Source organism: Geothermobacter hydrogeniphilus, from assembly GCF_002898515.1.
Taxonomy (GTDB): Bacteria; Desulfobacterota; Desulfuromonadia; order Desulfuromonadales; family Geothermobacteraceae; genus Geothermobacter_A.
On sequence record NZ_PPFX01000005.1, the window covers coordinates 88,824 to 102,714 of the forward strand.

Annotated in this window: 19 protein-coding genes; 9 read left to right on the forward strand and 10 right to left on the reverse strand. The window is 57.9% G+C overall.

Annotation, left to right across the window (positions count from 1 at the left end):
- Positions 1-10 precede the first annotated feature (10 nt).
- From fliD to C2E25_RS03825, 9 genes are all read left to right on the forward strand, one after another.
- The gene (gene fliD / locus C2E25_RS03785) at positions 11-1,396 is read left to right on the forward strand and encodes a flagellar filament capping protein FliD (protein WP_103114459.1); all 1,386 of its coding nucleotides are present in this window, start codon (positions 11-13) and stop codon (positions 1,394-1,396) included.
- Positions 1,393-1,839 (forward strand): flagellar export chaperone FliS, encoded by a 447-nt coding sequence (fliS, locus tag C2E25_RS03790; protein WP_103114460.1) that lies wholly within the window; start codon positions 1,393-1,395, stop codon positions 1,837-1,839. Before fliD ends, fliS begins: the two co-directional genes overlap by 4 nt.
- A gap of 8 nt (positions 1,840-1,847) precedes the next feature.
- A complete protein-coding gene (locus C2E25_RS03795) occupies positions 1,848-2,261 on the forward strand; it encodes a hypothetical protein (protein ID WP_103114461.1) in 414 nt (137 codons plus the stop codon).
- A gap of 51 nt (positions 2,262-2,312) precedes the next feature.
- Positions 2,313-2,987 carry a flagellar brake protein gene (locus tag C2E25_RS03800; protein ID WP_103114462.1) on the forward strand — a complete coding sequence of 225 codons (675 nt, stop codon included), beginning with the start codon at positions 2,313-2,315 and terminating at the stop codon, positions 2,985-2,987.
- Positions 2,977-3,687, forward strand: a complete 711-nt coding sequence (locus C2E25_RS03805) for a PilZ domain-containing protein (RefSeq protein WP_158247114.1) — start codon at positions 2,977-2,979, stop codon at positions 3,685-3,687. The genes C2E25_RS03800 and C2E25_RS03805 overlap by 11 nt, the downstream gene beginning before the upstream one ends.
- Positions 3,688-3,922: 235 nt before the next feature.
- Positions 3,923-4,957: a hypothetical protein gene (locus tag C2E25_RS03810; RefSeq protein WP_103114464.1), complete on the forward strand. Its 1,035-nt coding sequence runs from the start codon at positions 3,923-3,925 to the stop codon at positions 4,955-4,957.
- 1 nt (position 4,958) lies between these two features.
- Positions 4,959-5,261 carry an EscU/YscU/HrcU family type III secretion system export apparatus switch protein gene (locus tag C2E25_RS03815; protein WP_103114465.1) on the forward strand — a complete coding sequence of 101 codons (303 nt, stop codon included), beginning with the start codon at positions 4,959-4,961 and terminating at the stop codon, positions 5,259-5,261.
- Positions 5,262-5,449: 188 nt separating this feature from the next.
- Positions 5,450-6,058, forward strand: a complete 609-nt coding sequence (locus C2E25_RS03820) for a chemotaxis protein (protein WP_233189324.1) — start codon at positions 5,450-5,452, stop codon at positions 6,056-6,058.
- Positions 6,059-6,128: 70 nt separating this feature from the next.
- Positions 6,129-7,019, forward strand: a complete 891-nt coding sequence (locus tag C2E25_RS03825) for a HAMP domain-containing protein (RefSeq protein ID WP_103114466.1) — start codon at positions 6,129-6,131, stop codon at positions 7,017-7,019.
- Positions 7,020-7,093: 74 nt separating this feature from the next.
- Here the strand turns inward: C2E25_RS03825 and C2E25_RS03830 are convergent, their stop codons facing one another.
- From C2E25_RS03830 to dut, 10 genes are all read right to left on the reverse strand, one after another.
- Positions 7,094-7,606: an O-acetyl-ADP-ribose deacetylase gene (locus C2E25_RS03830; protein WP_103114467.1), complete on the reverse strand. Its 513-nt coding sequence runs from the start codon at positions 7,604-7,606 to the stop codon at positions 7,094-7,096.
- A 165-nt stretch (positions 7,607-7,771) separates the two neighbouring features.
- Positions 7,772-8,071 (reverse strand): Imm27 family immunity protein, encoded by a 300-nt coding sequence (locus C2E25_RS03835; protein WP_103114468.1) that lies wholly within the window; start codon positions 8,069-8,071, stop codon positions 7,772-7,774.
- Between the two features lie 21 nt (positions 8,072-8,092).
- Complete coding sequence (locus C2E25_RS03840; protein WP_103114469.1) at positions 8,093-8,623, reverse strand: glycine cleavage system protein R; 531 nt, start codon at positions 8,621-8,623, stop codon at positions 8,093-8,095.
- Between the two features lie 50 nt (positions 8,624-8,673).
- The gene (hflC, locus tag C2E25_RS03845; protein ID WP_103114470.1) at positions 8,674-9,621 is read right to left on the reverse strand and encodes a protease modulator HflC; all 948 of its coding nucleotides are present in this window, start codon (positions 9,619-9,621) and stop codon (positions 8,674-8,676) included.
- Positions 9,618-10,643, reverse strand: a complete 1,026-nt coding sequence (gene hflK / locus C2E25_RS03850) for an FtsH protease activity modulator HflK (protein WP_103114471.1) — start codon at positions 10,641-10,643, stop codon at positions 9,618-9,620. Before hflK ends, hflC begins: the two co-directional genes overlap by 4 nt.
- Entirely contained in the window at positions 10,640-11,788 is a 1,149-nt protein-coding gene (locus C2E25_RS03855) for a phosphotransacetylase family protein (protein WP_103114472.1), read from the reverse strand. Before C2E25_RS03855 ends, hflK begins: the two co-directional genes overlap by 4 nt.
- 148 nt (positions 11,789-11,936) lie before the next feature.
- Positions 11,937-12,326: a hypothetical protein gene (locus C2E25_RS03860; protein ID WP_103114473.1), complete on the reverse strand. Its 390-nt coding sequence runs from the start codon at positions 12,324-12,326 to the stop codon at positions 11,937-11,939.
- Entirely contained in the window at positions 12,326-12,940 is a 615-nt protein-coding gene (locus C2E25_RS03865; protein ID WP_103114474.1) for an L-threonylcarbamoyladenylate synthase, read from the reverse strand. The genes C2E25_RS03860 and C2E25_RS03865 overlap by 1 nt, the downstream gene beginning before the upstream one ends.
- A 97-nt stretch (positions 12,941-13,037) precedes the next feature.
- Positions 13,038-13,316 (reverse strand): YbeD family protein, encoded by a 279-nt coding sequence (locus C2E25_RS03870; RefSeq protein WP_158247115.1) that lies wholly within the window; start codon positions 13,314-13,316, stop codon positions 13,038-13,040.
- A gap of 2 nt (positions 13,317-13,318) precedes the next feature.
- Entirely contained in the window at positions 13,319-13,774 is a 456-nt protein-coding gene (gene dut, locus C2E25_RS03875; protein ID WP_103114476.1) for a dUTP diphosphatase, read from the reverse strand.
- Positions 13,775-13,891: the final 117 nt, after the last annotated feature.

Consider the following 13,891-nt stretch of genomic DNA (forward strand, 5'->3'; position numbering starts at 1 on the left):
GGCATTCTTCATGACGATCAATTTCAACGGGCTTGCAACCGGCATCGATACCACCACCCTGATCGAAGGGATCATGGCGGCTGACCGCAAACCGATCGACCGCTTAAAGTCGGACAAGGAATACCAGAGTGCCCGGCTCGATGCCTATGGCGTCCTGAGCGGTTCCCTCGACAAGCTGCTGACCGACGTCAAAGCTCTCAACTCCAGCGACAACCTGCTGGCCAAGAAAGCCTCCTTTACCGGGGAATCCCTGGTCACGGCGACAACCACCACCAAGGATGCCATCGAAGGCAGCTACCAGATCCGTTCCTACAGTTTCGCGCAGGTTGAGAAGGATGTCAGCCAGGGATACGCCGACAAAACCGCAACGTCGTTCGGAACCGGGACATTGGTCATCACCACCGGAACCACAATGCCGGTCAGCCACAACATCACCATCGACAGCAGCAACAATTCACTTGAAGGGATCGTCAAGGCGATCAACGATGCCGGCATCGGCGTCAAGGCGGCCATCATCAACGACGGCACCAGCACCCCCTACCGGCTGGTGGTTTCCGGCACCAAGGCCGGGGCCCCGGCCGACGTCGGCTTCACCATCGACGTCAGCGGTCTGACCGGCGGCAGTTATGCCAACCCGATTTTCACCGAAACCCAACAGGCAAGCCAGGCCCACATCTCGGTCGACGGGGTCGATCTTTACAGCAACAGCAACGTTTTCACCGATGCCATCCCCGGCACCACCCTGACCCTGGACAAGGCCGACAACGGCGCCACTGTCAGCACCATGACCATCATCCAGGACAAGGACGTGGTCAAAGGGAAAATTCAGAATTTCGTCAACAGTTACAATCAGATCATGACCTTCGTTTCGAGCCAGTCCGCCAAGGACGGCAAAACCGCCGGTCTGCTGGCCGGTGACTCGGGAATGAACACCATCAAGCGTCATCTGCAGAATATTCTCACCAACATGGTAGACACCGGCGGCAATTTCAAAAGTCTGGCCGAGCTGGGACTCGAAACCCAACGTGACGGCACCCTGGTTCTCAACAACGGCACCCTGGACAACGCGCTGGCAACCGACCTGAACGGGGTGGTCAGTCTGTTGTCGGGGAACGGAACCAAGGATGGAATTTCCGGCCAGTTCGAATCCTATCTGAAAGCGATGACCGACAGTCGCGAAGGATTTCTCGCCAGTCGCGAAAACAGCATCAATCGTATTATGGAGCGTATCGACAACCGGATTACGCAGATGCAGGCACGGCTCGACCAGCGGGAAAAAACCCTTCAGCAGCAATTCAGCGCCATGGAAGAACTGGTCAGTGGGCTCAATGCCCAGGGAGACTACCTCACCCAGCAGATGTCGATGCTGGCGAACATATGGAGTTCTAAAAAATGAATGCCTTCTGGAATCAATACCAGCAGAACCAGGTGAACCAGGCAACCCCCGAGCAGATCCTGATCATGCTCTACGACGGCGCGCTCAGAAACACGGTGCAGGCGATCCAGGCCCTGGCCAACGCCGACCGGGTCCGCAAGGCGGAATCGATCAGCAAGGCCATCCATATCGTCACCACCCTCTCCGACACCCTGGACCACCAGATCGGCGGCGAAATCGCCGAAAATCTTGACGCGCTCTACAATTTCATCATCCGCGAGCTGACCAACGGCAACCTGAAGAACGACCCGGCCCCCCTGCGGACGGTCGAGGATCTGCTGCGGGACCTGCGCCAGACCTGGAGCGAAGCGATCGAAATCCGCAACCGTGAACTGGCGGAGAAGCGCCAGAAGGCCGCGGCCCCGGAACCGGCACGCAGGTTGACCGCCCAGGCCCAGATTTAGGATCAGCAATGAACACAGCTGACGAAATCGCCGCCCTGCTGACGACCTGCAACGCCCGGTACCTGAGCATGGCGCGCTTCATGGAGACACTGCTGGAAGAAATCACCGGCAACCGGCCCCTGGTGATCCGTGAGAAACTCAAGGAACTGGAAGCTTTTCAGGCCGAAGCCGCACGCCTCGACACCCGGATGAAACAACGCGTCGAGGAGAGCGGGATCTCCGTCCTGCCTCAGGGCCTGATCGCACAACGCCGGGAACTGCTGAATCGAATCGGTGAATGCAACCGCTTGCTGGTTGATAAACTGGAAGGTAAAATGTCGGTGATGGCCGACGAACTGGAACGCAACCGCCGCGGCAGAAGTGCCCTCGGCAAATACAAATCGGCCGGCCGCAAAGGGACCACCTTCCACTATACAACCTGATCTGCAATCGGGATGGGAGCCCCTGCAAACCTCCCAGGATGGGATTGATTTATGGCCCCGATTGATCTTCTCGCCGAATGTCCACTGGTCCGCATCAATGTTCCGTTGATCGGTCGACGTGTGCTGGCGCTCGACTGCACCCCCGAAGAAACCATGCCGCCTTTTTTCGAGGTGACCTTTTCCCCCGGGCAGCTGCCGATCGACGAAATCGATCCCGGCGGCCAGTGCACCATCTCCTTCGATGTCGGCGGGTTGGTGTATGTGGTCCGTGCCAACATCGACAAAATCATCCCCCCCCGACGCCTGCGTCTGGCCAATGTCCAGAGCTACAGCAACATGCAGAAAAGGGAGTTTTTCCGGGTCGATACCGAAGTCTCCCTGCTCTATCGGAGTGACAAGGAACCGGTTCAGAAACAGGTTTCCAACGCCCGGGTCAACCTCAGCGGCGGCGGTATCCGCTTCCCGGTCGAAGGCCGCTTCCGCATGCGCGACAAGGTCGATGTCAAACTCTGCCTGAAAGGCTTCCCCGAAGTTGATGCCGAGTGCGTCGGCCGCGTGGTCAGGATCGATGAAACCGATAACGGGAAAGTTGAAATCGCCCTGGCCTTTGTTGAAATCGCCCCGCGGGACCGCGACCGGATTATTTCCTACTGTTTCGCCCAGCAGCGTGAACAATTGCGCAAACGGGTCAAGGTCAAGTCTGAAGAGAGCAGTGATGACCGATAATCTCATGGTCGGCCTGACAGAAGGGGCCTTGTTGCGCGTCACCATTCCCCTCTCGGGAGGAACACTCCTGACCCTCGACGCGGCGGTGGAACGTATCGACCACAACCTGACGGTCTGCATCGACGGATCGGAGACCGGTGTTCCACCTGCTGTAGACACCGATAACTGGGTCATCACCAGAGACCTCGGGGAGTCCGTTCTCCTCTACCGGGGCCGCCTCGAACGCCGTCTCGCGCCACGTCGTTTTTCCCTGCGGATCGAATCAGTCGTCCAGCATGCCGCCACCCGCAGTGCCCAACGCATCGACGCCGAAATCCAGATCCGCGAGTGGACCGGCTCGGCCAGATGGTCACGACTGCGCAAAGCCCGGACCCGCCAGGTCACTCTCAGCAACCGGAGCATCCGTTTTATCGGGCCGGACCGTTTTCACCCCGGACAACAGCTTCACCTTGAAATATCCCTTCCCGGACAATCCCGGAACAGGGTCAATGCCACCGGTGACGTCATCCGCTGCCAACCGCTGGAACTGTCCCGCTATGAAGTCATTGTTTCCTTCACCGATCTCAGCCAGGAGAACCGGGATCAACTGGAAACCTTTTTACTCACCCGCCATTTCCGCTCCATGCACAACCGCGTCAAACTGCTCGGCGAAGTTCTCAGCCCCAGCCTTGAACAGCACGAAGAGTCTTCGGAAAACTGATTCCGACCCGGCGGCAACGGACAATATCGGACTTAAGCCTGAATCAGAGAGTCCCTTGTCGGCGGACAGCACAAGTCATTGATCTGTCTGAGCTTCCCAAAAATCGCCAGCGAACCTATGGGTGCGCTTCAGATTTTTGAAAATCTCATTCAGGACAAGCACTTGCACTCTCCATCCAACAGGAGCCCACTGATTCAGGTTAAGTTTTCCGTGGCAGCGGTCGATGTGAAAGGTGATGACTCTTATCAACCCATTGGCAGCCGCCAACACACTTGTCCCGGCCGCCGCGACGATCAATCTGCGGGAGAGCCGTGATCAGCACCTGCGCCGAGACCAGGTGGTGCGGGCCACTGTCGCCGAGGGGGGACTGGAAAAAGCGGTGTTGCAGCTGGGGGGCAGGAAATTCCTGGTCGAAACCGAAACCCCGCTGATGACGGGACAGAAACTTTCGCTGCAGATTGTCGAAAGCCCCGAAGGTGTGGAACTGCGGCTGCTGACATTCAGCCTGTCGGACCGGGTGCGGCAGGTCCTGCATCTGGCGGGTCAATCATTCGACCTGCTGCCCCTGCTGGAAGAACTGGCCGCGCCGAACCATCCTCTGGCCGGGACTCTCTCACCCGCGGCCAGGGATGCCCTCCAGGGAGCGTTGCTCTTTTTCAGTGGTCAGACAGAAGGAACCGAAGGACGTTTTCTGAAATCCCTGGCCAGGGTGTTGGGGCTTGACCTTGAGCAACGACTGCAACAGAACCCGACCGCGGGCCACCTGGCCAACCTCAAGGGCGCGGTCCTGGAACTGCTTGACCGGGTTCAGGGGCAGAACAACCCGACAGCGGACCGCATCCGGCATCTTCATCAACTCATCGAAGCGACACAGATTTTCCGCGCCCGGCTGAACGAGGATGGCTTCCTGCTGCTCCCCCTGCCCTTTTCATTTCTTGACTACGGTTACCTGCTGGCAGAGAGGCACCCGAGCGGCAACGGGGACAGGTCCCGGTCGGACGGCATGCTCAGTCTCTACCTGCAGCTCAGCTCCATCGGCGTCCTGAATATCAATATGCTGTTCGATCAGCGGGGATTGACCTTGAGGATCAGGACCGAATCACGGCAAAGCATGGAATTCCTGGAGGGCTACAGGGACGAACTGGAACAACGGCTGCAGCCCTGGCGCCTGTCCGGATTGAACTTCAGCAGTGACGCGACCACTCCCCAACAGCACCTCGTCAACCTGCTGAGCGGCGGTCGCAGCCCAGTCTTTGACACGAGGGTTTGAGATGGATACGGTATCGGCTGAAGACAGAGCAGTTGCCCTGCTTTACCGCAAGGACCATGACCGGGCCCCGAAGGTGGTGGCTGGCGGCCGCGGGGAGCTGGCCAGACGGATCGTCCAGCTGGCGGAAGAATCGGGTGTCAATATCGTCTCCGATCCCGACCTGGTCGAACTGCTGTCACGGGTTCCGACCGGCGACGAAATCCCCCTCGAACTCTACCAGGCCGTTGCGGAACTGCTGGCCTTTATCTACCAGGTCAATCAGGATCATGCCCGAAACGGGCAGGCTGAGATCGCAACCAGGTGAAATCGCGTTTTACTACAACTCGACAAACTGCAACAATACAAAACCCATCTTTCCGAAGATGATCAACCCACCATAACAAACATTGTTATTCCAGACCGTTAAAAGATTTTCCTTGCCCAAACCAATTCATTAGAAATATAATTACGTTTTATTGCTATCTGGTTCAGGTGACCATTTCAGGAGGAGACATGCTGCCAACTCGTTTCGCACTACGGCCGACCGTCATGGCCGCGCTCTGCCTCTGCCTTTTGCTGTCCGCCGGAACAGCCCGGACCGCCGAGTTGAGCCCGCTCGATCAGAAGGCGAAAAAACTGGCCCTGCAGTGTGCCGACAAGATAACCCGGCAGTTCGATCTGCTGCTCACCTCCGGCCGACTGACCCTGCCGCAACTGTTCGACACCTTTTACATTCCTATTCCGGGAACCGACCCACAGAAATTTCACACCCAGTACGATCGCCTCACCGACGGTGTGCTGCTGCCGATTCTCGACTCCTGCCTGGCCGCCGACAAACGTTTCATCTTCGTCGTCGCCGTCGACCGCAATGGCTACCTGCCGACCCACAATTCCAAATATTCCCAGCCAATGACCGGTGACGGCGATCATGACACCAAGTGGAACCGCACCAAACGCATTTTCAACGACCGCACCGGGCTGGCGGCGGCACGCAACAAAAAACCTTACCTGCTGCAACGCTACAGCCGCGATACCGGAGAAGTCATGTCCGATCTCTCGATACCGATCATGGTGCAGGGACGTCACTGGGGCGCGGTCCGCATCGGCTACGTGAAACAGTAAACGATTCCACGCCCATTATCATTCCGTCCCGTCGACCGCGGGACGCAACTGTCATCAAGAGGAGTGTCGTATGTTCAACAAGATCGCCGTCAAAGTGGCGGTACTGGTCAGTGCTGTACTGCTGATCGTCATTGCTGCCGGTTCGTTCTACATTATCCAGCAGCAGAGTTCCAGTCTCGAAGACCAGCTTCTGGAAAGAGGCAAGATCGAATCACTTATCGGGGCAAAACTGGTCGGCAAGGTTCTTGAAGAGGCCATCGACAACGGTGTTTTCAGCGTCAAGGACGCCTTTGACCACGATTACCAGCTGATCCCCGGTTTTACGCCACCGAAATACCACACCCGTTACGATTCCTACATGGACAAGGCGATCCTCGCCATGGAGGACGAGTTCACCAAGGATGAATCAGTGGTTTTCGCCGTCGCCGTCGATGTCAACGGCTACCTGCCGACCCACAATACCCGCTACCAGCAGCCGATCACCGGCGACCAGCAGAAGGATCTGGTCGGCAACCGCACCAAGCGGATTTTCAACGACCCGGTCGGTATTGCCGCCGCGCAGAACAAACAGCCGGCGTTTCTGCAGGTCTACCACCGGGATACCGGTGAAACGATGTGGGATATCTCCAGCCCAATCATCGTCAAGGGCAAACATTGGGGCGGATTCCGCATCGGCTTCTCCCTGGAGAAAACCCGCATGGCCCAGGCGCGGCTGAAGGCCACCCTGCTGATGATCATGCTCGGCACCCTGGTGGTCTGCGTGGTTGCGGTTTTCCTGGTGGTCAACCAGTCCCTGAAGCCTCTACAGGTATTGACCGCCCACGCCGCGGACCTGGCCGGCGGCAAGGTCAATCAGAAAATCGAAGTCAAGGGCAAGGATGAAATTGCCAGGCTGGCCGATGTGCTGGAACGACTCCGGGTCAGCATCAAGCTGGCGATGGAAAAACTCGCCAGGCGATAACCTGGATCAGGGATCAAAAATAACGAGCGGCTGTCTTTCGACAGCCGCTCGTTATTTTTATCTCATTCTCCTGTTTACTGTTCTGCGGCCAGAGTTTTTTGGTACACATCCAGATCCGCGCCGGAAAAGCAGCAGAAGACAATTCTTGAAATCATTTCCGCCCTTTCGAGAAAGCCGCGCGCTTCACCGATCGCAATCGGGCAGGCCCGCGCAACGGGGAAACCGTAGACCCCGGTACTGATACCCGGAAAGGCAATGCTCGTAAGGCCATGCCGTTCGGCCAGTTCCAGGCTGTTGCGGTAGCAGGCCGCCAGCAGCTGTTCCTCCTGGCGGTCTCCGCCACGCCAGACCGGGCCGACCGTATGGATGACGTACCGCGCCGGGAGCCGAAATCCCGGGGTAATCTTCGCTTCGCCGGTCCGGCAACCGTTCAGCTTGCGGCAGGCCGCGAGCAGTTCCGGCCCGGCGGCGCGGTGGATCGCACCATCGACCCCGCCGCCGCCGAGGAGAGATCGATTGGCCGCGTTGACAATCGCATCGACCTCCAGCGAGGTGATATCTCCCTGAACGATCTCAATAGCCGCCATCTCAACCTCCTTCTCCCTGGCAGGCTGATGAAAATCTGTTGCGCTCCAATGTACCGTCCGGCACGCCTTGTTCCGTGGGGGTTCGGGCGCCTTGCATCGGGACATTTCTGCTCAGCCCGGGGAACACGACTTTTTCATCACCTTGTGAGTGACCCCGGCAACGGCTTACAAACTTACTCCGTATATCTCCTCAGCGCGGGCGGTTTCCATAACGCGCAGGATCGGCGGACCGCCATCAGGCAGTTCGGGACGGGTCTTGACAAGTTCCCACAACCGGCCATCGGTCGGATCCCTGTAGAGCTTCCCATCCTCGACTTCAGCGAGGAGTTGCAGATGGTTTCCGGTAAGCCACAGGATGCGCTGCCAGGTCGAGTCTTTCTCCATGCGGCTGCCGGTATCGATCCAGAGACCATGCAGCAGGGTTTCACGCGGCGTCGGCTTCAACTCCTGTTCCATCTCGTTCATGTCGCCTCCTCAGTTCGTTGATCAGGCGCTGAAGCTGATATCGACATTCAGGTCATCGGCGACAACAGCCAGACCCTGCTCGAAGGCGGACAGGTCGGTTCCTTCCGGCAACTGGACGTGGATATCCATAATATAGAGGATGGTGCCGCTGCCGGGGGACGGGCTGACCTGCGATTTCAGGTCACAGATATTCAGCCCCTTGTCGGCCAGGAACTGGCTGACTTTATAGACGATGCCGGCCTGGTCGACCCCTTCGACATGCAGCACCGAACCGGCCCGCGCGACCATGGTTCGCCCGCTCCGGTTCCGCAACAGCCTGACAAAGGCGGAAATGCCCTTCTCCTTTTCCAGCCGACGGCATTCACGTTCCAGCAGCTCGGTCATCTCCGGACGGTCCGCCGAAAACAGCAGGATCAGGGTAAATTCGTCGGCCAGTTGCGTCATACTGGTTTCTTCGAGATTGCAGCCGTTGTCAAACAGGATGCGGGTGACATCCGCGACGATTCCCGGACGATCCTCACCGAACGCGGTCATGATGAAGCGATTTTCCATTCCTTCCTCCTCTTGCAACGATCCCCCGGCTCCTGCCGGGCACAGCAGTTCTAACGTCGGGAATTCTTCGGCGTAAGCTGTTTCAGATAACGATAAAAATCGGAATCGGTGGAAATAACCAGTCGGCCGTTCTCCCGGATCGTCTTTTTGTAGGATTCAAGGGTTCGCAGAAAGGAGTAGAATTCCGGGTCCCGATTGTAGGCACCGGCATAGATCGCCGCCGCCTCGGCGTCCGCCTTGCCGCGTATTTCAAGAGCCTTGCGCAACGCCCCGGAGGTAATGCCCTTCAGCTCACGGTTCATCCGGCCGAGGATCTCGGCCTGTTCGCCCTCCCCTTCGGAGCGGTACTTGGCCGCTACCTTCTTGCGCTCGTTGATCATCCGCTCGTAGACCCGCTTGCGGACCTGTTCGACATAATTGATGCGCTTGATCTGCACGTCGATCAGTTCGATGCCGTATTCCGGGGTACTGGCCTGGGCCTTGGTCAGCAGGCCGGCAAGGATCTCCTCTCGCCCGACCAGTTGTTCGGGACGGACCTCGACCCCTTCGACGACAAATTTTTCCGCTTCCTGCTTCTGGGGCTTGTAATCTTTGCCGCGCACCAGTTCAACCAGCAGCCGTTCGGAAACCGCGTCCCGGACCACCGAGTCGATAATGTCATCCAGACGGCTCTGGGCGCCCCGTTCCGTGGCCACGGTCTTGAAAAAAACCAGCGGGTCAACGATCCGCCAACGAGCGGTGGTATCCACCCAGATAAACCGCTTGTCCTTGGTCGGAATCTGGTTGGGATCACCGTCCCATTTCAGAATCCGTTTTTCAAACCTGTTGACGTTCTGGATAAAGGGAATCTTGAAATGCAGACCGGGCGTGCTGACATCACCGACCGGCTTGCCGAACTGGGTGACAATCGCCTGCTCGGCTTCATTGACAACGTAGAGACTGCTGCTGGCCAGGATAACGGCCAGCGCCACGACAACAATCAGAATCGGGGTTTTCATTTGCCGCCCCCTTTCGTTTCCGCGCGCAGCGGCAGCAGCGGGAGCGCTCCGGTACCGTCTCCGTCCATGATATAGATCTCCTTCAATCGGGGCAGCACCTCTTCGAGGGTCTCAAGATAGATTCGTCTGCGGGTTACTTCCGGTGCCTTGTGGTATTCGGTCAACAGCGCCAGGAAACGGTCGGTTTCGCCGCGCGCCTTGTTGATCCGTTCGACCGCGTAGCCTTCGGCTTCCTGCAGTGTTCTCTTGGCCGTGCCACGCGCCTTCGGGACCTCGCGATTGAACTGTTCACGGGCCTGGAAAATAAGACTCTCCTTCTGCTGTTCGGCCTCGTTGACCTCGTTGAAAGCTGCCTTGACCTGGTCCGGCGGAGTCACATCCTGGAACTTGACGGTGACAATGCGCACGCCGATGTCGTAGTCGTTGAGGATCTTCTGCAGATCCTTCTGGATTTCGGTCGCCAGCTGCGCGCGTTCAGTGGTCAGAACCGCGCTGACATTGGAATTGCCGATCACCCGTCGCACCATCGCTTCGGACAGGTCGCGAATGGTTTCAACCGGGTCCTTGATGCGGAAAACATACTTGAACGGATCGGCGACCTGGTACTGCACGATCCACTCGACATCGCTGACGTTGAGGTCCCCTGTCAAGGTCAGGGCTTCCTCCTCCAGCCCCCGCTTGGTGTAGGTCGTCCGCACACCGGGGTTTACGGTCCGGAATCCGAACTCGGCCTTGAGAACCCGTCCGGTTTTCACCAGGTAGACCTGATCGATACCGAAGGGAAGCTTGAAATGAAGTCCCGGCTCGGTATAACCGGCAAATTTGCCCAGCCGCAGCAGGACACCGGTCTCCTCGGTATCGACCTCGTAGAAGCTGTTGAAGACGCCGAAACCGAGTACCAGCAGCACGATGACAATCAGCAGCTCCTTTTTCGGTCGGAAATTATTCTTGAGATGCTTGCCGATCTCGACAACTTTCTTTTCAAACTCATCGCCGGGAGAACCCTGGCCCCAGTCGCTCATAAATGCCCCGTGTCGTTGGAGGTTGTCGGTCGTCCGGGAGACCTGGTCTCCTGGTCGAATAAAGCGTCAATCGCTTCAAAATCAAAGCGCTTTTCAGCCAGTTCACTGATCAAAGCTATTTTGTGAGTATCTTCCGCGGTCAGCTTGGAAACATCTTCCTTGATGATTTCAAACACCCTGGTCGATGTCCGCCCGGCACGCATGTACGGAATGCCGCTGGTTTCGATGATCTGCTGGGAGATGTCGCTGACCTCACCCGTTCCGGGAATGATGATCCCGGCCAGTTTGGCGCGCCATGCGGGGATCTGGTAGAGGTTCGCCAGGGTGACGATCAACTCATCCCGACTGCTGTTGACAATAACCAGTGTTGAGTCCTGCAACAGACCCGCGACCCGCTGGGCGCTGGCCGCGCCGAGCTGGACGTGATGGACGATCCGCTGCGCCTCCTCCTCGTCAGCATGCAGCTCGATATCGAGAACCCCGGCAATCCGCCGCAGGGTCGGGTTGGCCAGAATCGGCTGGTAATTGAAACCACCGATCAACTTGAGAGTATGGTCGGCAAAAGCGCGTTCCAGGTAATTCAGGGTCCGCTCGCGCTTGTCAGGTATGATTTTATTCACCAGCACGGCCCTGACCTCGACCTGTTCTTTCTCGAACAAGGCCAGGTTCATGCAGACGCTGTCGACCACGTTACCGAGTCCGCCGCCGGTCACCAGCATCACCGCCGCGCCGGATTCCGCGGCCAGGCGGGCGTTGTTGCAGCCGAGCAGCGAACCGACGCCCGGATGACCGGCGCCTTCGATAATCAGGAAATCATTTTTGGCGTCAAGTTCCTCAATCGCCTCAATCATCCGTTCGGCGATCAGGTCGCGGTCAATCTTACCGTCCAGAACGCGGCGGGTATCCCCCGGCTGCAGCACGAAGGGAGACATCAGCCGCAGATCGTCTTCAAGCCCGAAAACCCGCGCCATGACCACCGCGTCCTTGTCGGCGCTGATGCCGCGGTAAAGCACCGGCTTCGGCCCGATCGGCTTGATAAAACCGACCCGCGGATACTTTTTGCGGGCCATATGCATCAATGACAGGCTTGTGGTGGTTTTGCCGCTGTTCTGGCCGGTCGCGGCAATGAAAATTTTACGAGCCATAAACAGCTCATCCTTCCAGGCTGTCCGATAGTGACGGTTTTGGGTATAGATGCAGTGTACCACTACGGACAAAGAAGTTTTTATAATTCGGCACGGAAATCTGGAACCGGCATGAACCCGCTGATTCAGATGGAATCCCGGGAGATATTCAGCAGCCGCAACCGCAATTATGACAGACCCGAAGGTTTTCATCCTCGGGGCGGATCATTTCCGGCGCGAAAGCGACGCGGTTGATCCCTCGCCGGATATCTTCGATCAGGTCGCAGTCACGACTCGGTCCGATGATATGTCCGAGGCAGAGGTTGGAAATCCCGTCGGCCGGAGAACGAAGGCGAATACTGTTGAGCAGATCGCCGTACCCTCGAACTTCAATGGTCCGGCTGTTGTCATCGACAATCCGCAACCGCACACCCAGCCCGGCCAGTTCCTCCCCCTGAGATTCAAGCCGGGCGTTGATCGCGGCACGATCGACCTCGTACGACCAGGTCTCTGTTTCAAAGCAACAGGGATAGAAGGCAACCGTCACCTCTTTACGCATCAGCCCTGCTCCAACCAGTCCACCGAACCGCATCCCAGGCGCAGGATTTCAGGTTGATCATTCACCAGGCTGATCACGGTCGAAGGTTTGCTGTTGAGGATGCCGCCGTCGATCACCAGGTCGAGCTTCCTGCCGAGACTCTCTTCGATATCGGCGGGATCCTGAAGAATTTCGTCACCGGCCAGGTTGGCGCTGGTCGTTACCAGAGGATGACCGAGTTCACGGACGATCGCGGTGGCAATGGGATTGTCGGGAATCCGGATGCCAACCGTTTTCTGCCGGGTCACCAGCAGATCGGGAACCACGCGGCTCGCCTCAAGAACAAAGGTATAGGGGCCCGGCAGGTGGCGTTTCATCAATTTGAAAGCGAAATTGCTGACCCGGGCATAGTTGGCAACCTCGGAGAGGTCGGAACAGATGAAGGAAAAGGGTTTGCGGGCATCCCGCTGCTTGATCTGGTAGATCTTCCTGACCCCTTTTTTGTTGAAGATATCGCAACCGATCCCGTAGATCGTGTCGGTGGGATAGGCAATCACTCCGCCACGGGTCAGTGTCTCGACAACCCGGCGGACGAGACGGAGTTGTGGAGTTTCAGCGTTAATGGGCATCAGCATGATCGGGACTCCTGACTTTGGATATCGTCTGAATCAGGTGTGAGAATACACTGATTAACCGGCGTCTGCAACAACCGCCACCTCCACGCGACAGGGGTCAGAGCAGGTAACGCAGTCCTTCAAGAGTCCGCAGCTCGGCATAGATGGCCTCCATCTGGTCACGGCTGCTCACTCGGACGGTGATGGTCGCGCAGATATAGCGACCGCCGGAGCTGGTCCGCGAACGCAGGGCCTCCCGGCCCACCGGAATCACCCGGCTGACCGCCTGCAGAACCTCGCGGAAGAAGCTCTCCTCACACGCCGTCTCACCGAAGGCTTTGAACTGGAAATCACAGGGGAAATCAAACAACTCTTCCGGGGAATCCACCTGACCCACGATCACACCTCCCTGCGAATACCGGTATGACCGAAACCACCATCGGCCCGTTCACTGTCGTTCAGCTCGGCAACTTCGACCAGCTCCACCTGGACAACGGGAGCGATCACCAGCTGGGCGATCCGGTCGCCGCTGCTGATTCGAATCGACTCCTGGCCGAGATTGATCAACAGCACCCCGATTTCACCGCGGTAATCGGAATCAATTGTTCCCGGCGCATTGACCATGCTCAGGCCATGGCGCAGGGCGAGACCGGACCGTGGACGAACCTGGCCTTCGAAACCGGGAGGGATTTCCAGCGCCAGGCCGGTGCGCACCAGGCAGCGTTCACCGGGCGTCAGCAGCAGGCTCCCGTCAACGACGGCATGCAGATCCATACCGGCGGCCCCGGCGGTCATGTAACACGGCAAAACGGCATCGGGATGCAGACGGAGACAACGAACAACAGGTGATGACACGAAAACCTCTCAGTCTAACCTGAATCAGTGAGTTCATGCCGGATGAAGAGTGCAAGTGCTTGGCCTGAATGAGGTTTTCAAAAATTTAAGGCGCACCCATAGGTTCGCTGATGATTT